Genomic DNA, 17,850 nt, shown 5'->3' with positions numbered 1-17,850 from the left:
GGCTGCTCAGGGCGGCGTGATCCGCACCCGTCCGCTCATGCCGGTGATCAGCTCCGGAAAGCGGCCGTCGATGGCGGCGGCGACCTTGACCGACTGGCTGACCGGATCGACGCGCGCGCCGATGCGGGTGAACTTGGCCGGGTAGCTCTTGCGCGTCTCGTCGATATCCACCTGGAAGCGGACGCCGGGCTTGAGCCAGCCGAGCCACGCCGAGGGCACCAGGAATTCGAGTTCCAGCACGCTGTCGTCGAGGATGTCCAGCAGCGGCTGGCCGGGTTGCACGTACTGCTGCTCGCGCACCTTCTGTTCGGCGATGCGTCCGGCGAAGGGCGCGGCGACGCTGCACTTGGACAGCACCGCCTGCTGCGCGCCGACTTCGGCATTGGCCTTGGCGAGCGCCGCGCGGGCGAGGTCGACGTCGAGTTGGCCGATCGAGTTGAGTTCGAGCAGGCGGCGGTTGGCGGTGAAGGTGTGCTCCGCGGCGCTCTGTTCCGCGCGCGCCTTCTGCAACTGCGCCTGCTGCATCGAGCAGTCGAACTGCACCAGCAGCTGGCCGGCCTTGAAGGCGCCGCCTTCGGCCACCGGCAGGCGGCTGATCTTGGCGCCGATCTCGGCCGCGATCACGGTGAACTGGCGCGGCATCAACTGCGCGCGGATGTCCTGGCGCTCCATCGCCGAACGCGCGGCGGCCGGCTGCGCGGCGTCCTGCGCGGCGAGCGGGGTGGCAAGCAGCGCCAGCAGCGCGGCCAGCGAGGGGCGAAGGGCGGGCGTCCGCATCACTTGGCGGCGGCCCCGGTGGCGTCACTGGCTTCGGCGGCGCGCGGGCGGCTGGCGAGCGCGGCCCACACGTTGCGCGACTGGCTCACGTCGCGCGTGAGGTCGGCCAGCGGGATTTCGCCGACGCTACCGATGCCCGGCTCGATGCCGAGCGTGGCCTGCAGGCGTGCTTCCGCGGCCTGGGCCTGGGCCAGCGCCTGGTAGCGGCGCAGCAGGCTGAGGATGGCGGTGGTCTGGTTGGCGACGACGTCGAGCTTGCTCTGCGCCTGGCTGGCTTCGCGGTTGCGGGTGTGCTCGGCGATGCGGCGGTCGGTCTCCCAGATCGCGTCGGCGCGTTCGAACTGGTTGAGCGCGTTGGCGAGCTGCAGGCGGCCGACGTGGACCTGCGCGAGCACCGCCATTTGCGCCGCGACGCGGCGCTGGTCGGCCAGCGCCACGCCAGCGTCGGCCAGGCGCAGCTGGGTGGGGCCGGTGAAGAGGTTGAAGAGGTTGAACGAGAGCTGCACGCCGGCTTCGTTCCAGCGGTTGTTCACCAGATAGCTGTCGGTGTCGTAGCTCAGCCCGTAGTTGAAGCTGAGGTTGGGGAACAGGCGCACCAGCGTCTTGCGCGTTTCCTCGCGCGCGATGCGGGCGTTGTAGTGCTGCTCGCGCACATCGGCGTTGGAGGTCATCGCCACCTCTTCCATCAGCTCGGCCGAAATCTCCAGCGGCTGGCGGTCGACCATCGCGGGCGGTTCCACCAGCGTCAGCGACTGCCCGAGCGGGGCGTTGATCAGCGCCGCGAGTTCGATGCGGGCGGTGGACAGTTCCTGGTCGATCGCTTCGAGCAGGCGCAGGTTCTCCAGCACCTGGCGCTGGTAGCGCAGCGCGTCGATCGGGTTGCGCAGGCGCTCGGCTTCGGCCTTGCGCGAATCCGCCAGCGCCTCTTCGGCGGTGCGGGTTGCGGCGCGGACATCGGCCTGCAGCTTCTGCGCGCTCGCCGCGCGCCAGAACGCGGTGCGCACGTCCTGCATCAGCAGGTGCATCGCCTTGCGCCGCTTTTCGGTGGCGATCAGCACGCGGTCGGCCTGCTGGCGGGTATTGAAGTAGCCGACGCCAAGGTCGAGCAGGTTCCAGCTCACGCCGAGCGAGTTGAGGGTGTGCTCGCGGTCCTGCGAGATGAAGCCGATCTCGTTCACCACCCCAGTGTCGGGGTTGAGGCTGCGGCTGGTGCGGTCGTTGTTGCGCCAGCTGTAGCCGGCCTGCGCCAGCAGGCGCGGCAGCATGTCGTAGTGGGCGACGTCGAGCTGACGGAAGGTCAGCGCCTCTTCCATCATCTTCACGCGGCGGTCGAGGTTGTACTTCAGCGCGCGCGCGATCGCCTGGTCCAGCGTCAGCTCGGTGTCGAGCGGTTCGACGTCGGCGGCAGCGGCCGCGTGATCCTTCGCACCTTGTTCGCGCAGGGCCGCCTCGCCCAGCGGCTGGGGCTGGATGGTGCTGCAGGCAGAAAGGGTGAGTGCGGCGAGGGCGGCGAGGGCGAGCTTGCGATGGGCGATGAGCGTCATGAATGCGGCGGTCGGAAAAGGGGACTTGGAGCGGGCACCGGGAGGCGTTGGGGGCGGCCCGTGGAGCGCTGAGGGCGGCACGTCATGGTGCCACACGAAACTGCCTGGAAGATACAACAAAAGAAATAGATTGCGGGCCCGTGAAATTGTGCCCGTTACGCCGTGCGGCAAGGCATTCAGTACAGTTTGCCGCAGCACCGGAGCCAGGGGAAGTGGCCGGCCCGCACCGAGCGGTTTCCGGGGGCGGATCGACTCTGGCCGCCCGCCGGGACGCCGGGCGTGAGCTGCTTCACACCACCGGCGAGAGGCGGCGCACAGGGGTGGAGATCAGCGGCCGCAGGCCAGGCGCCACATCTCGTCCTTGTGCCAGCGTCGCTGCTCGCGCAGCCATTCCTGGCTCTCCGACGACTGGCCGCGGCGTGCGGCTTCGTCGATCCGCTTGATGTCCCGTTCGTGCATCGCGCACAGGGCTTCATTGCCTTCTCCCGGGCGCGGACCGCGGGCGATCAGTCCCACTTTCGGCGTGGGGGTTTCAACGCTCGCCGCAGGGGGTGGAAGCGGGCGCGGCGGCGGCACCGTCACGGTGCTCAACGTGCCGCCGCTGACTTCGGCCTGGCGGCTGCCGGGCGTGCAGGGATGGGACTGGTAGCTGGTGCCGGCGGGACCGTCGCAGTGGTAAAGGCCGTTGCGGGGGAGTGCCTGGACGGGCGCCGGCGCCGGGCGCGCGGCGGAGCGGGCGTCGATCGGGAAGGACGCGGGGTCGGGCGTGGGATGCGGCGTTGCGTTACGCCGGTAGTCCCACCACAGCGCGAGCCCGAGCAGGGCGGACAGCAACAGCGTGAGGGCGATGGCGAGCGCGTTGTGTTTCATCCCTTTGGCGTAATTCCGTTCGAATCACGCCGAGTGTAGGGCGAACGCCCGCCAAGGCCGCGTGCGCTGCGCCACGGCGACGCCAAAAGCGCGGCCTCGCCGCGCGGCCGTCATTCCAGCTTGAGTTCGGCCGTGGCGGCCGGCGGGGTTTTCTCCGGTTCCGGCTCCAGTTCCAGGCGGGGCTTCTGCTGTTCCTTCTGCTGGAATTCCTGGCGGTGGATTTCCTGGTTCTTCTGCTCCTCTTCGCGCATCGCCTCCAGCTCTTCCGGGGTCGGCGCCTGGTCGAAGCTCAGTTCCATGCCGGAGGCGGTGCCCGGTTCGCCGCGCTGGCTCTTGAGCTTGATCGCGAGGCGCAGCTCGTTCACCGAGTCCGCATTGCGGATCGCTTCCTCGTAGGAGATGTGGCCTTCGTTGTACAGCTCGAACAGCGCCCAGTCGAAGGTGCGCATGCCCAGCTCGCGCGACTTCTCCATGATCGCCTTGATGTCGTTGTACTGGCCCTTGAAGATGCGCTCGGCGATGGTCGAGGTGTTGAGCAGGATCTCGATCGCGGCGCGCCGGCCCTTGCCGTCCTCGGTCTTCACCAGGCGCTGCGAGATGATGCTGCGCAGGTTGGAGGAGAGGTCCATCAGCAGCTGGTTGCGCCGCTCTTCCGGGAAGAAGTTGATGATGCGGTCGATGGTCTGGTTGGCGTTGTTGGCGTGCAGCGTGCCCAGGCAGAGGTGGCCGGTCTCGGCGAAGGCGATCGCGTGTTCCATGGTTTCGGCGTCGCGGATCTCGCCGATCAGGATCACGTCGGGCGCCTGGCGCAGGGTGTTCTTCAGCGCGTGGTGCCAGCTGTGGGTGTCGACGCCGACCTCGCGGTGGGTGATCAGCGACTTCTTCGACTTGTGCACGTACTCCACCGGGTCTTCGATGGTGATGATGTGCCCGGCCGAATGGCTGTTGCGGTAGTCGATCATCGCCGCCAGCGTGGTCGACTTGCCCGAGCCGGTGCCGCCCACCACCAGCACCAGCCCGCGCTTGTTCATGATGACTTCCTTCAGCACCTCGGGCAGGCACAGCTTCTCGAAGTTGGGGATTTCCGCCGCGATGGTGCGGATGACCATGCCCACATAGGTCTGCTGCACGAACACGTTCACGCGGAAGCGCGACAGCCCCGGCACGCTGATCGCGAAGTTGCATTCCATCTCGCGCTCGAATTCCTCGCGCTGCGCCGCGTTCATCAGCGAATACGCCAGCGAGCGGGTGAGTTCGCCGGTGAGCTTCTGGTTGGTCATCGGCTGCATGCTGCCGTGCGACTTCATGCTGGGCGGGAAGTCGTGCGAGATGAAGAGGTCCGATCCGCCGGCGTTGCTCATCGCAGCCAGCAGCTTGTGCATGTAGGTACGGGCCTGTTCTTCGGTGAGGGCGGTCATGGGGGCGTCCTTGTGGAGCGCGGCGGCGCGGCGGGCGCATCCATCCGGCTTAGGCAATCGGGATTGCGGCCGAGTGTAGCAGCGCCCCCCGCGCGGTCCGCCGCCGCGGCGACGAACGCGCGGTGGCGCAGGCGGGGCGGCGGCGGACCGCCCCGCGCCCGCTCAGCGGCGGGCCCGCAGCAGCAGCGGCGCCACCGCGGTCCATTGATGCAGCGCAAGGCCGAGCATGATGACGCCGGCGCCCCACCATACACGCGCGTCGATCGCCTCGTTGTTCAGCGCGTGGCCCATCAGCAGCGCCATCACCGGCGTGATCAGCGTGATCAGCGCCACCTTGGCGGCTTCCAGGTGCTTGATCAGGTAGTAGTAGAGCGCGAAGCCGAGCACCGAGCCGACCACGCCCAGATAGACGATCGCCAGCCAGGCCTGCGGTGCCACCGCCGACAGCGGCGGGCCTTCGCCCAGCGCCCAGGTGAGTGCAAACAGCGGCACCGCCACCGCGAGCGAGCCGGCGGTGGTGGCGAGCGGCGGGCTGTCGTCGCCGATGCGCTTCACCCACACCATGCTGGCGGAGTAGATCAGCACCGCGCCAAGCAGCGCGGCGAGGCCGGGCAACGCGGTGCCGTGCGTGGCGCCGTCGCCGGGCGCGAAGATCACGCCGAGTCCGGCGACGCCGAGCACGATGCCCGCGATCTTGCCGGCGCCCAGCGACTGTTCGCCCAGCCACAGCGCGGCGAGGATGCCGGTCATCAGCGGGGTGAGGCCGAACAGCACGGAGATCAGCCCGGAATGCAGGTACTGGGCGCCCCAGTAGGTGAGGAACATGGCGCCGAAGGTTCCAAGCCCGCTGGCGAGATAGCTGCGGCGGGCGCGGGCATGGAGCGGAAAACCGATGCGTGCCACCGCGAGAATGGTCAGCGAAACCAGCAGGCCGATCAGCATGCGCGCGAGCACGGCGAAGGAGAAACCGCCGCCAATGGAACTCCACTGGATGGCGAGCGGGGTGGTGGACCAGATGAGGATGACGGTGAGATAGGCGAGAACGAGCGGCATGACGACTCCTGCGGGATCAGGGTTGCGGTGGCGGGGAGGGCGGCTGGCTGTGGTCGGTGCCGGGGCGCCACACCGGGCGGATCGTCGGGGCGGTACGGAATGCGGCAACGGCGGCGATGGCGCCAAAGGCGGGCAGGGTTCGGATGTTCATGGCGTGCTCCTGGGTGGGTGAAATGAAAAAGGCCGCGATCCTGTGCGGATTCGCGGCCCTTGCGCGGCGTCCTGGTGGTGGTGCTTCAACTCACCCGCGACGCGCTGTTTCCAGCCCCGAATCCATGACGAATTCGCCATACGCGCAGGGCGCGACGGCGGCAGGTGGCATTCGTTCGGGATAGGACGGCGGAAAACATGGACCGAGTGTAGGCGCGCGCCGGAAGGCGGGTCAAGACGTCCGCATCAACGCGCGTCGCGGCGTGCTAGATGAGCTGCAGCGCGCGCAGCGCGGTGATCGCCAGGCTGGTGGTCAGCAGCGAGGCGAGCGTGGTGAGCGCGACGATGTTGGCGGCTAGCGCCGCGTTGCCGCCCATCGCGCGCGCCATCACATAGCTGGCCGCGGCAGTGGGCGCGGAGGCGAGCAGCAGCATCACGCCCAGTTCGATGCCGCGAAAGCCGAAGGCGATGCCGCCGGCCGCAAACAGCAGCGGAATCGCCACCTGCTTGCCCACCACGGCAAAGGCGGTGTTGCGGAAGTCGGCGCGCAGGCTGCGGAAATTGAGCGAGGCGCCGGTGCACAGCAGCGCCAGCGGCAGCGTGAGGTCGGCAAGGTACTGGCCGGACTGCAGCAGCACCCGCGGCAACTGGATGCCGTTGGCGGAAACCGGCAGCGCCAGCACGATGCCGATGATCAGCGGATTGGTGGCGATGCCGCGCAGCATGCGCGCCGGACTGCTGCTCTTGTGCAGCGAACGGCTGAGCGTGATGACCGACAGCACGTTGAACACGATGGTGACGATGCCCACATACAGCGACGCGGTCGCGAGTCCGGCCTGGCCGTAGGCATTGACGCAGTAGGCCAGCCCGATGATGCCGAGATTGGAGCGGAACGCGCCCTGCACGACCACGCCGCGGTCCTCGGCCGGATGCACGGTGCGCGCCGCGAGCCACTCCAGCGCCAGCCACGACAGCACGGTGGCGCCCACGCCGTAGGCGATCAGGCCGGGGTTGGTGGTGTCCTCGATGCGGGTGCGGGCGATGCTGAGGAACAGCAGCGAGGGCAGCGCGAAGTTGAACACCACGCGCGAGCCGACCTCGATGAAGGCGTCGTTCACCATGCCGATGCGCAGCAGCCATACGCCCAGCGCGAGGATGACGAAGATCGGCCCGGTCACCGAGAACGAGAAGGCGAGGACATCGAGGAATGCAGACATGGCGGGCCGTGTGGCAGTGGCTCGCGCCCGGCGGCGCGACGAAGGGCCGCCACTCTACGCCCGGCGCCGCGGGGGCGACAATCCGCACTAACCGCCGCCGCGGGGCTTGCTGCGGCGCAATCACGCGCTACCATCATGGTTTTTCGCCCCTCGAGTTCGCGATGAGCACCGATCCTTCCCGCGGCCTGTTGTCGGCCACCCTGGGCGCCGTGCTGGCCAACCCCGCACTCAATGTGCTGCGCATCGCCGCGATGGCCGCCGGGCCGGATGGCGAGGTCGACCCCGAAACCGTGGAGATGATGCGGGCCCAGGTGGCGGCCGGCGCGCTTGCCACCCTGGCCCCGGCCGCTGCGTGGCCCGAACTGGAGCGCGGCCTGCTCGCGGCGGCGCCCTCGCGCATGCTGCGCGCGCTGCGAGACTGCGGCGCGCTGGCGGTGCTGCTGCCCGAAGTCGATGCCCTGTTCGGCGTGCCGCAAAGCGCGGACGACCCGGCCGAGGTCGACATCGGCGACCACATCCTGCGCGTCGTCGACGAGGCCGCGCGCTGCAACGCGCCGCTGGCGGTGCGCTTCGCGGCGCTGGTGTTCAACGTCGGCAAGGCAGATTCGCCGCGCGAGCACCTGCCCGCGCACTACAAGCACGTCGAGCGCGGCTGCCCGCGCATCGAAGCGATCTGCGCCCGGTTCGGCGTTGCGGCGGAATTTCTCGATCTTGCGCTGCTGGCGATCGCCGAATGCGAGCGCGTGCATCGCGCGGCCGAAATGCGCGCCGGCTCGATCGCCGCGATGCTGGAGCGGGTGGATGCCTTTGACCGCCCGGCGCGCTTCGAACAACTGCTCACCTTGTGTACCTGCGACTTCCGCGCCTTCCCCGGCCGCGCGTCGCTGGTGTATCCGAAAGCGCCGATGCTGCGCGTGGCGCTGCGCGCCTGCCTGGCGGTGGATGAAGGCGAGCTGGCCGACGAACACGAGGACGAGGCGGAGTTCGCCGCCGCGCTGCTCGAAGCCCGCGCACTGGCGGTGGCGGCGGCGCTGCGGTCCGAGCGCTGGGCCGATGCGGCCTGAGCGGCGCGCCAGCCAGACGCACGCCGCTAGTAAGATCACGTTTTCCAGAACCACGAGAACCACGGAGCTGCCATGAACCCTTTCCAGTCCGGCATCCTTGCGCCGCTGCCGCCGCTCGCACGTCACCTGTTCTTTTCAATTGCGGAGCCGCAGGGCCTGCCCGCGGCGCTCGATGCGCTGCTGCCGCTGGTCGATGGCGACCGCAGCGTGGCGGGGCTGGGTGAATCGCTGGTGCATGCGCTCGACGGCCGCGTCGCCGCGCTGCGCACCTTCCCGGCCTTGTCCGGCGCGGGCGTGGATGTGCCCTCCACCCAGCACGCGCTGTGGTGCTGGCTGCGCGGCAGCGATCGCGGCGAATTGCTGCATCGCGCCCGCGCGCTGCAGGCGGCAGTGGCACCGGCGCTGCGGCTCGAACTGGCCACCGACACCTTCGTCTATGACACCGGGCGCGACCTGACCGGCTACGAGGACGGCACCGAAAACCCGCAGGGTGAGGACGCCGTGGCGGCCGCCTTCGTGACCGGCGCCGCGGCGGGCGAGGACGGCTCCAGCTTCGTCGCCGTGCAGCACTGGACGCACGACCTCGATCGTTTCGCCGCGCTGCCGCCCGCGGCGCAGGACCATGTGATGGGCCGGCGCAAGAGCGACAACGAGGAACTGGACGACGCGCCGCCTTCGGCCCACGTCAAGCGCACCGCGCAGGAGAGCTTCGATCCCGAGGCCTTCGTGCTGCGCCGCTCGATGCCGTGGGCCGAAGGCGGCGCCGCCGGCCTGCTGTTCGTCGCCTTCGGCCGCTCGCTGGACGCCTACGAGGTCCAGATGCGGCGCATGGCGGGGCTGGACGACGGCATCGCCGATGCGCTGTTCGGCTTCAGCAAGCCCACCACCGGCGGCTACTACTGGTGCCCGCCGCTGCGCGAGGGCCGGCTCGACCTGCGCCTGATCGGCCGCTGATCCACGGCAAACGAAACGGCCCCCGCGAGTTGCCCGCGGGGGCCGTTGCTTTTTGCGCGACCGCCGGTTTCAGCCGGCGATGCGGAAGCGCTGCACGGTGTTGCGCAGTTCCTGCGAAAGCCCGGCGAGTTCGCGCGTCGCGCCCGCCACTTCGCGCGCGGACTGGCTGTTGCGGCCGCTCATCTGGGCGATGTCCTCGATGCCGCGGGCAATCTCGGTACTGGTGGTCGATTGCTCGGCAAGCGCGGCGGAAACGTCGCTGACCGTGGACACCACCTGTTCCGACGAGGACTTGATGCGTCCGATCGCTTCGCCCGCCTCGGCCGCCAGCGTGACGCTGGCCTGCACCCCGGCCACCTGTTCGTCCATCGCCCGCACCGCGGAGTCGGTGCCGGAGGTGATCAGGCCGACGATGCGCGCGATGTCCTCGGTGGAGGCGGCGGTGCGTTCGGCGAGCTTGCGCACCTCGTCCGCCACCACCGCGAAGCCGCGGCCCTGTTCGCCGGCGCGCGCGGCCTCGATTGCCGCGTTGAGCGCGAGCAGGTTGGTCTGGTCCGCCACTTCCTTGATCACGGTGACCACCGAGGCGATCTCCTTGGAGCGCTGGCCCAGCGTGCGGATCGCTGCGGCGGATTGATCCACCGACTGCGCGACGCGCTCGATGTCGTGCACCACGCGCTGGATCACCTCGGCGCCGGCGCGCGAGGTGTTGCCGGATTCGGTGGCGATGCCGCGCGCATCCGCGGTGAAGGCCGACACATGGTTGATCGAGGTCGTCATCTGCTCGATTGCCGCCGCGATCGCCTCCGCGGCGCTCGACTGCTGCTCGGTGGCGCGCGAGATTTCGCCGGTGTTGCCGGCCAGGTTCTCGCTTGCGGCAGCGATGCGCTCGGCGTTGTCCTGGATCATCCGCACCATGCTGCGCAGTTCCTGCTGCATCTTCTGCAGGGCGGCGGCGAGGCTGCCGATCTCGTCATCGCGATGGATCTGGATGCTGGTGCCGAGATTGCCCGCGGCGATGTCGTTGGCGAAGCGGCGGGCGTCGTCCAGCGGGCGCATCAGGAAGTTGCGCGCGAACACGAAGCCGCCCACGCCCGACAGCGCGGCGGCGCCGACGATGAAGGCCAGCATCACCAGCACCGCCTGGTTGAAGCCGCTCTGTTCGGCTTCGTAGCCCTGCCGCGCGAGGTCGAGCTGCAACTCGATCAGCTCGCGGATCGCCGCGGTGATCGGGTCCATCGTGGGGTAGAGCAGGCGTTCGGCGGTGGCGTGCACCTCGGACAGGGCGCCGAGCTTGAGCCGGTCCACCAGCGTGGCGATCAGCTCGTTGCCCTTCGCCATCAGCGGTTCGGCGGCGTCGGCCAGCTCGCGCTCGCGCGCCGAGAGCTGGCCGCTGCGGTAGGTCTTCCACTTCTCCGCGATCAGCTTCTGCGCGCCTTCCATCGCGGCGGCGCCGTCTTCCGGCGTCACCGTGCCGTCGCGCACCTTCTGGGTGGCGTTGACCACCGCCACCGCGTATTCGTCGGAAATCACCTTCAGATCGCGCAGCGGGATCACGCGCGCGGTGTAGACGTTGTCCAGCCCGTTCAGCGTGGAATACATGCCGCGCACGCCGAGTAGTCCGATCACCAGTGCCAGCACGATCTGCATGCCGATGGCGAGGTAGAGCAGGGTGCGTACGGATAGATTGCCGCCGCGCGTGGCGGTGCCTGTGTGCTTCATCGCGTTCTCCTCCAACCGCCCGCGCGGGCGGCGGCTTTTGTGATTTTGTATGGGGTCCGGCAGCGTGCGATGCCGTCGGCCGCTCGGGTTTTTACCACAGAGTTTCGCGGCCCCGACAGGGGCGACGGCTGCTTTAGCGGAATGGTTTTGCGATTTCTTGAGGGCCGCCGTGACATCTGCGGCATTCCGCCCGCATGGCGGCGATCATGCCGGCGTGATCAGGCGGGGGGCGATTTCGCGCAGCAGTTCGAGCATGGCCTGCTGGGTGCCGGTGGTCGGCCGGCGCGAGCTGGCCGCCATCGACAGCCTGGACTGCAGCCCGGGCTCGATGAAGGGACGCACGACGAATTCGGCCGCCTTGGCCGAGGTGGCGACCGCGTTCATCGACAGCACCGCGCTGCCCAGGCCATCGGCCACCAGGCCGAGGATCGGCGCCACGCCGTCGATCTCGATCGCGATCCGCGGCCGGCAGCCGAGGTTGGCGAGTTCGGTTTCCACCAGCATGCGCAGCGCATTGGGGCGGCTCGGGATCACCAGCGGATGGTCCGCGAGTTCGCGCAGCGGGATGGGCGCGGTGCTGCCGTGATCGGCGCGCTGGACGAGGAACAGCGGTTCGTCGAGCAGCGGGAACAGGTCGATGTCGGTGGAGGGCACGGCGTTGTAGAGCAGGGCGATGTCGAGCCGGCCGTTCATCAGCGCCTCGCGCATGGTCACCGACAGCCCTTCGGTGATCGACAGCGTGGCGCCGGGCATGCGCGCGCGGAATTCGCGCGTCACCGGCACCGTCAGCACGCGCGACAGGCTGGGCGGCAAGCCCACCGCGACCCGGCCCGACGGCGTGCCGCGCACCCGCTCCAGCTCCTCGCGGATGCGCTCGATCTGGTGCAGCACGCCGCGGCTGTGCTCCAGCAGCACCTTGCCCGCCTCGGTGAGCGTGACGCCGCGGCCGTTGCGCACCAGCAGGTTCTGGTGCAGCTCCACTTCCAGCAGCCGCACCTGGCGCGACAGCGCCGGCTGGGCGATGTCGAGCGCGATCGAGGCACGCGTGAAGCTGCCGAGTTCGGCCACGCGCACGAAGTATTCGAGTTGCTTCAGGTCCATGCGGCCAGTGTAGCGCGCAGCCGTCCGGCGGGTCAGCTATCGCAAAGCGGCATAGCTGATATCGCGCCGGCAGGCGGTCGGCAGCGGGGGCCTGCCCCATGATGGGGACGGATTCCCTCGCGCGTGCCGTTGTCATCCGCGGCGCGGCTTCGGCCGCGGCCCGCGTACGCCGGCTCGCATCCGGCGCCGCTTTTCCGGCAGCATAGGGCCCCGCCGCGCCGACCGATCGCACGCGGCCTTCGATAACGACTACAACGTATTCCATCCCCATCATGAATCCCGCTCTCGTCGTCGCGCTGCTGTCGCTGCTGCTGGGCATCCAGCCGCTGACCACCGACCTCTACCTGCCGGCGCTGCCGGCGATCACCGAAGCCTTCGGCGCGCCGCTGCAGCAGGCGCAGTTCACGCTGGCCGCGCTGTTGCTGGCGTTCGGTGCCTCGCAGCTGGTGTGGGGGCCGCTGTCCGACCGCTACGGCCGCCGTCCGGTGCTGCTGGCCGGGCTCGTCGCCTATACCGTGGCCGCGGTGGGCAGCAGCGCCGCCGGCTCGATGGAGGCGCTGATCGCGTGGCGGGTGGTGCAGGGCGCGGCGATGGGCGCGGCGGTGATGTGCGCGCGCGCCATGGTGCGCGACCTCTATTCGCCCGAACTGGGGCCGCGGGTGATGAGCAAGGGGCAGACCGGGCTGGGCGTGCTCGCCTGCCTCAGCGCCCCGGTCGGCGGCATCATTGCCGAATTCCTCGGCTGGCGCGCCACGCTGCTGTCGCTGGCGCTGGTGGGCGCGGGGACGCTGGCGCTGGTCGCCACGCGCTTCGTCGAACCCTTGCCGGCGCGCAACCCCCAGGCGCTGCATCCGCGCACGTTGCTGCGCACCTGGGCCGGCATCCTCGCCCATCCGGCGTTCCGGGCGTTCGGGCTGCTGTCGGCGTTTTCGTACGCGGGCCTGTTCACCTTCCTGGCCTCGTCGTCCTTCGTGTTCATCAAGGTGCTGGGGCTCAGCCGCATCGGCTACGGTGCGGTGATGCTGACGACCTCGATCGCCTACATCAGCGGCACTTTCCTGTGCCGCCGCCTGCTCGGCCGTCTGGGGCTGCGCCGCACGGTGGCGGTGGGCGGTTTGCTGACGCTGAGCGGCGGTGGCCTGGTCGCCGGGCTGGCGCTGCTCGGGCTGCGCGAGGTGTGGAGCATCCTGCTGCCCTTCCTGATCTACATGCTGGGGCACGGCATCCACCAACCCTGCGGGCAGAGCGGCGCGGTGGCGCCGTTTCCGCGCGCAGCCGGGGCGGCCTCCGCGCTGAGCGGTTTCCTGATGATGGTGACCACCTTTGCGATGGGGCTGTGGCTGGGCAGCCACATGGGCGAGGGGGTGTGGCCGCTCACCCACGGGCTGGGCTTCTGGAGCGTCGCGATCGCGGCGGTGGCGTGGGTGCTGGTGCCGCGCGCGATCGACGCGGGCGCCGCGGCTACCGCGCGCGAAACCGCGGCGGACGGGGGCACGGCGGACACGCCGCGCTAGGCCGCTCTGTCTTTCGGACTACGTATCGGTGAATAGCTGGGGTGCGGTTATCGCAAACCGAGATAGCTGCTAGAGCGTTTGCCTTCTATTGTGGGGAGGGCGGCATCGTGAGAATGCGCTCATGCAAAAGCCTGTTCCCACTCTCTTCATGCGCGGCGGCACCTCGCGCGGTCCCTTCTTCAAGGAATCGGACCTGCCCGCCGATGTGCCGACGCGTGATCGTGTCCTGCTCGCGGTGATGGGGTCGCCGGACCGGCGCCAGATCGACGGGCTGGGCGGCGCCCACCCGCTTACCAGCAAGGTCGGCATCGTGCGGCCGGGCAGCCAGCCGGGCGTCGATCTCGACTTCCTGTTCGCGCAGCTGCAGCCGGACAAGGACACCGTGGATACCACGCCCAACTGCGGCAACATGCTCGCCGCGGTGGTGCCCTTCGCGCTGGAAACCGGCATGGTGAAGGCGCAGGGCGAGACCTCCACCTTCCGCGTGCTGACGCTTAACACCGACATGCAGTGCGACATCACCGTGCACACGCCCGGCGGGGTGGTGAGCTACGAGGGCGATGCCCGCATCGACGGCGTGCCGGGCAGCTCGGCGCCGGTCACGATCAACTTCCTCGATACCGCCGGCTCGGTGTGCTCCGGCCTGCTGCCCACGGGCAAGGTGCGCGACGTGATCGACGGCGTCGAAGTCACCTGCATCGACAACGGCATGCCGCTGGTGATCTTCAAGGCCGCGGACGTGGGCCGCAGCGGCTACGAGAGCGTGGCCGAGCTGAACGCCGACACCGAACTCAAGGCCCGCATCGAGCGCTTGCGCATCGCCTGCGGTCACGCCATGGGGCTGGGCGACGTGACGGCGAAGAACTATCCCAAGATGACCCTGGTGGCGCCGCCGCAGCACGGCGGCAGCTTGGCCACGCGCAGCTTCATCCCGCATGTGTGCCACGACGCGATCGGCGTGCTCGCCGCGGTCACCGTGGCCACCGCCTGCGTGCTCAAGGGCGCGGTCACCGAGGGCATCGCGCAGGTGCCGGCCGGCAACGTCAAGACCGTGTCGGTGGAACATCCCACCGGCGAATTCTCGGTGGAGCTGGAACTCGACCCGGCCGACCCGCAAAACGTGACGCGCGCCGCGCTGCTGCGCACCGCCCGCCTGATCATGCGCGGCGAGGTGATGGTGCCGGCGGCGGTCTGGCCGGACTGACGGAGCGCACCCGCCGCACGAATTCGATCCACACCCAAGCCCGAGGGGTCCGCCGCCGCGGCGGGCCTGCGAGGCGCCGAAGAGCGCCCTTCACCCATCACGCTTTCGGAGACGCGTAATGAATCAGCAGCGGCCTGTCGATGTGCAGGCTTTCATCAACCAGCATCCCTTCTCGCGCTTCCAGTGGTCGGTGTTCGCGCTGTGCTTCGTCATCGTTCTGCTCGATGGTTTCGATACCGCCGCCATCGGTTACATCGCGCCGTCGCTGATCAATGAATGGGGCGTCTCGCGCCCGGCACTGGCGCCGGTGCTGAGCGCCGCGCTGTTCGGCCTGGCCGGCGGCGCGCTGTCCGCCGGGCCGCTGGCGGACCGCTTCGGGCGCAAGGAAGTGCTGGTGGGCTCGGTGCTGCTGTTCGGCGTCGCCTGCCTTGCGTCGGCTTTTGCGGCCGACCTGACGATGCTGACCGCGATGCGCTTCGTCACCGGGCTCGGCCTGGGTGCCGCGATGCCCAACGCGGTGACGCTGATGAGCGAATACTGCCCGGACCAGCGCCGCGCGATGCTGACCAACGCGATGTTCTGCGGCTTTCCGCTCGGCGCCGCCTTCGGCGGCTTCCTCGCCTCGTGGATGATTCCCCACTTCGGCTGGCGCAGCGTGCTGATGCTGGGCGGCATCGCGCCGCTGGTGCTGGTGCTGCTGCTGGTGCTGGTGCTGCCGGAATCGGTGCGCTACATGGTGGCGCGCGCCTATCCGGCCGAACGCATCCGCGCGGTGCTGAGCCGCATCTCCGCCACCGCGGCGCAGGCCGGTAGCTTCGTGATGAGCGAAACCCGTCCCGCGGCCAACGGGCGCCGCGGCCTGGGCGTGGTGTTCTCGCGCGAGTACCGCGTCGGCTCGCTGATGCTGTGGCTGGCCTACTTCATGGGGCTGGTGATCTTCTACGCGCTGATCAACTGGATGCCGATCCTGTTCAAGGACGCAGGCCTCGAACCGCAGCACGCCACGCTGATCTCCGCGCTGTTCCCGCTCGGCGGCGTGGGCGCGGTGTTTTTCGGCTGGCTGATGGACCGCTTCAACGGCAACTTCATCATCGCCGTCGGCTATGCCTTCACCGCGGTGTCGATCTACGCGATCGGCCAGGTCGCCGGCAATGTGGGTGCGCTGGTGGTGCTGGTGTTCGTCGCCGGCACCATCATGAACACCGCGCAGTCGTCGATGCCCGCGCTCGCCGCCGGCTTCTATCCCACCGCGGGGCGCGCCACGGGCGTGGCCTGGATGCTCGGCATCGGCCGCTTCGGCGGCATCGCCGGCTCCTTCCTGGTGGCCGAATTGTCCCGCCGCCAGCTCGCCTTCGACCAGATCTTCATGGTGGTCGCGCTGCCCGGGGCGATCGCCGCGATCGCGCTGCTGGTCAAGCAGTCCTCCCACCCCGAAACGCCGGACGAAGCCGGGGCGACCCGCGCCGAAGCGCACGCCCACTGAAGCGCCATGCCCGCATCCACGCCCATTCGATAAAGGACCAGAACATGATCATCGATTGCCACGGCCACTACACCACCGCGCCCAAGGCGCTGGAAGAATGGCGCAACAAGCAGATCGCCGGCATCAAGGATCCGGCCGTGATGCCCAAGGTGTCGGACCTGAAGATTTCCGACGACGAGCTGCGCGAGACCATCGAGACCAACCAGCTGCGCCTGATGAAGGAACGCGGTTCGGACCTCACCATCTTCTCGCCGCGCGCGAGCTTCATGGCGCACCACATCGGCGACTTCAACATCAGCTCCACCTGGGCCGCGATCTGCAACGAGCTGTGCTACCGCGTGTCGCAGCTGTTCCCGGACAACTTCATCGGCGCGGCCATGCTGCCGCAGTCGCCCGGCGTCGATCCGGCAACCTGCATCCCCGAGCTGGAGAAGTGCATCAAGGAATTCGGCTTCGTCGGCATCAACCTCAACCCGGACCCGTCCGGCGGCCACTGGACCAGCCCGCCGCTGTCCGACCGCCAGTGGTACCCGATCTACGAAAAGATGGTCGAGTACGACATCCCGGCGATGGTGCACGTGTCGACCAGCTGCAACGGCTGCTTCCACACCACCGGCGCGCACTACCTGAACGCGGACACCACCGCCTTCATGCAGTGCCTCACCTCCGACCTGTTCAAGGACTTCCCGACGCTGAAGTTCGTGATCCCGCACGGCGGCGGCGCGGTGCCCTACCACTGGGGCCGTTTCCGCGGCCTGGCGCAGGAACTCAAGAAGCCGCTGCTGAAGGATCACCTGCTGAACAACATCTTCTTCGACACCTGCGTGTATCACCAGCCGGGCATTGACCTGCTGACCAAGGTGATCCCGGTGGAGAACGTGCTGTTCGCCTCCGAGATGATCGGTGCCGTGCGCGGCATCGACCCCGAGACCGGCCACTACTACGACGACACCAAGCGCTACATCGAGGCTGCCGCGATCAGCGCCGAAGACCGCTACAAGATCTACGAAGGCAATGCCCGCCGCGTCTATCCGCGCCTGGATGCCGCCCTCAAGGCCAAGGGCCTGTAAGCCTCAGGAGAACACACCATGTCCGTGAACAACCTCGGCATCGTCAAGCGCAACATCGAGCGCACCGACAAGGCCACCGTCGAGCGCCTCTCCAAGTTCGGCGTCGCCACCATCCACGAGGCGATGGGTCGCGCCGGGCTGATGAAGCCCTACATCCGCCCGATCTACCAGGGTGCCTATGTGTGCGGCACCGCGGTCACCATCCTCGCCCAGCCGGGCGACAACTGGATGCTGCACGTCGCCGCCGAGCAGCTGCAGGACGGCGACGTGGCCGTGGTGGCCTGCACCGCCGACAGTACCGACGGCATGTTCGGCGATCTGCTGGCGACGTCCTACCGCGCCCGCGGCGCCCGCGGCCTGATCTCCGACGCCGGCGTGCGCGACGTCAAGGACCTCACCGCGATGCAGTTCCCGGTGTTCTCGCGCGCCATCAGCGCCAAGGGCTGCGTGCGTGCCACGCTGGGTTCGGTGAATGTGCCGGTGGTGTGCGCCGGCGCGGTGGTCAACCCGGGTGACGTGGTGGTGGCCGACGACGACGGCGTGGTGGTGGTGCCGCGTGAGGTCGCCGCCAAGGTGGCCGACGCCGCCGAAGCGCGCGAAGCCAACGAGGCCGCCAAGCGCGCCCGCTTCGCCGCCGGCGAACTGGGCCTGGACATGTACTCGCTGCGCGAGCCGCTGGCCAAGGCCGGCCTCAAGTACATCGACTGAT

The 17,850-nt window shown here is 69.1% G+C and carries 16 protein-coding genes; 7 read left to right on the top strand and 9 right to left on the bottom strand.

The window, feature by feature from the left end; translation table 11 throughout:
* Positions 1-6 precede the first annotated feature (6 nt).
* From dqs_RS13365 to dqs_RS13340, 7 genes are all read right to left on the bottom strand, one after another.
* A complete protein-coding gene (locus dqs_RS13365) occupies positions 7-777 on the bottom strand; it encodes an efflux RND transporter periplasmic adaptor subunit (RefSeq protein ID WP_065340799.1) in 771 nt (256 codons plus the stop codon).
* Complete coding sequence (locus tag dqs_RS13360; protein ID WP_065340798.1) at positions 777-2,321, bottom strand: TolC family protein; 1,545 nt, start codon at positions 2,319-2,321, stop codon at positions 777-779. Before dqs_RS13360 ends, dqs_RS13365 begins: the two co-directional genes overlap by 1 nt.
* A gap of 327 nt (positions 2,322-2,648) precedes the next feature.
* Positions 2,649-3,191: a hypothetical protein gene (locus dqs_RS13355; RefSeq protein ID WP_065340797.1), complete on the bottom strand. Its 543-nt coding sequence runs from the start codon at positions 3,189-3,191 to the stop codon at positions 2,649-2,651.
* Between the two features lie 110 nt (positions 3,192-3,301).
* Positions 3,302-4,609: a PilT/PilU family type 4a pilus ATPase gene (locus dqs_RS13350; RefSeq protein ID WP_065340796.1), complete on the bottom strand. Its 1,308-nt coding sequence runs from the start codon at positions 4,607-4,609 to the stop codon at positions 3,302-3,304.
* 162 nt (positions 4,610-4,771) lie between these two features.
* On the bottom strand, positions 4,772-5,662 hold the full coding sequence (locus dqs_RS13345) for a DMT family transporter (protein ID WP_065340795.1): 891 nt from the start codon (positions 5,660-5,662) through the stop codon (positions 4,772-4,774).
* 16 nt (positions 5,663-5,678) lie between these two features.
* Positions 5,679-5,813 carry a hypothetical protein gene (locus tag dqs_RS21195; protein WP_257737097.1) on the bottom strand — a complete coding sequence of 45 codons (135 nt, stop codon included), beginning with the start codon at positions 5,811-5,813 and terminating at the stop codon, positions 5,679-5,681.
* Between the two features lie 265 nt (positions 5,814-6,078).
* Positions 6,079-7,029 (bottom strand): AEC family transporter, encoded by a 951-nt coding sequence (locus dqs_RS13340; RefSeq protein ID WP_065340794.1) that lies wholly within the window; start codon positions 7,027-7,029, stop codon positions 6,079-6,081.
* Positions 7,030-7,190: 161 nt separating this feature from the next.
* Here dqs_RS13340 and dqs_RS13335 point away from each other — a divergent pair, with 161 nt between their 5' ends.
* The gene (locus dqs_RS13335; RefSeq protein ID WP_065340793.1) at positions 7,191-8,093 is read left to right on the top strand and encodes a tRNA nucleotidyltransferase/poly(A) polymerase-related protein; all 903 of its coding nucleotides are present in this window, start codon (positions 7,191-7,193) and stop codon (positions 8,091-8,093) included.
* A 72-nt stretch (positions 8,094-8,165) separates the two neighbouring features.
* Positions 8,166-9,047 (top strand): Dyp-type peroxidase, encoded by an 882-nt coding sequence (locus tag dqs_RS13330; RefSeq protein ID WP_011766275.1) that lies wholly within the window; start codon positions 8,166-8,168, stop codon positions 9,045-9,047.
* A 69-nt stretch (positions 9,048-9,116) separates the two neighbouring features.
* Here the strand turns inward: dqs_RS13330 and dqs_RS13325 are convergent, their stop codons facing one another.
* Positions 9,117-10,769 carry a methyl-accepting chemotaxis protein gene (locus dqs_RS13325; protein WP_011766274.1) on the bottom strand — a complete coding sequence of 551 codons (1,653 nt, stop codon included), beginning with the start codon at positions 10,767-10,769 and terminating at the stop codon, positions 9,117-9,119.
* 204 nt (positions 10,770-10,973) lie between these two features.
* Complete coding sequence (locus tag dqs_RS13320) at positions 10,974-11,870, bottom strand: LysR family transcriptional regulator (protein ID WP_065340792.1); 897 nt, start codon at positions 11,868-11,870, stop codon at positions 10,974-10,976.
* A gap of 272 nt (positions 11,871-12,142) precedes the next feature.
* On the opposite strand from dqs_RS13320, the gene dqs_RS13315 reads away from it, so the two are divergent.
* The 5 genes from dqs_RS13315 to ligK all read left to right on the top strand — a co-directional run bounded on the left by dqs_RS13315 (position 12,143) and on the right by ligK (position 17,849).
* Positions 12,143-13,384, top strand: a complete 1,242-nt coding sequence (locus tag dqs_RS13315; protein ID WP_065340791.1) for a Bcr/CflA family efflux MFS transporter — start codon at positions 12,143-12,145, stop codon at positions 13,382-13,384.
* Between the two features lie 121 nt (positions 13,385-13,505).
* Complete coding sequence (locus dqs_RS13310; RefSeq protein ID WP_011766271.1) at positions 13,506-14,588, top strand: 4-oxalomesaconate tautomerase; 1,083 nt, start codon at positions 13,506-13,508, stop codon at positions 14,586-14,588.
* 118 nt (positions 14,589-14,706) lie between these two features.
* Entirely contained in the window at positions 14,707-16,071 is a 1,365-nt protein-coding gene (locus dqs_RS13305; RefSeq protein WP_065340790.1) for an MFS transporter, read from the top strand.
* Positions 16,072-16,115: 44 nt separating this feature from the next.
* Positions 16,116-17,141, top strand: a complete 1,026-nt coding sequence (locus dqs_RS13300; RefSeq protein ID WP_011766269.1) for an amidohydrolase family protein — start codon at positions 16,116-16,118, stop codon at positions 17,139-17,141.
* Positions 17,142-17,159: 18 nt separating this feature from the next.
* Positions 17,160-17,849, top strand: a complete 690-nt coding sequence (ligK, locus tag dqs_RS13295) for a 4-carboxy-4-hydroxy-2-oxoadipate aldolase/oxaloacetate decarboxylase (RefSeq protein ID WP_065340789.1) — start codon at positions 17,160-17,162, stop codon at positions 17,847-17,849.
* The last annotated feature ends 1 nt before the right edge of the window (position 17,850 follow it).

The organism is Azoarcus olearius (genome assembly GCF_001682385.1).
Taxonomy (GTDB): Bacteria; Pseudomonadota; Gammaproteobacteria; order Burkholderiales; family Rhodocyclaceae; genus Azoarcus; species Azoarcus olearius.
The sequence above is the reverse complement of the archived record's forward strand: the minus strand, read 5'-3'. Positions and strand labels throughout refer to the sequence as shown.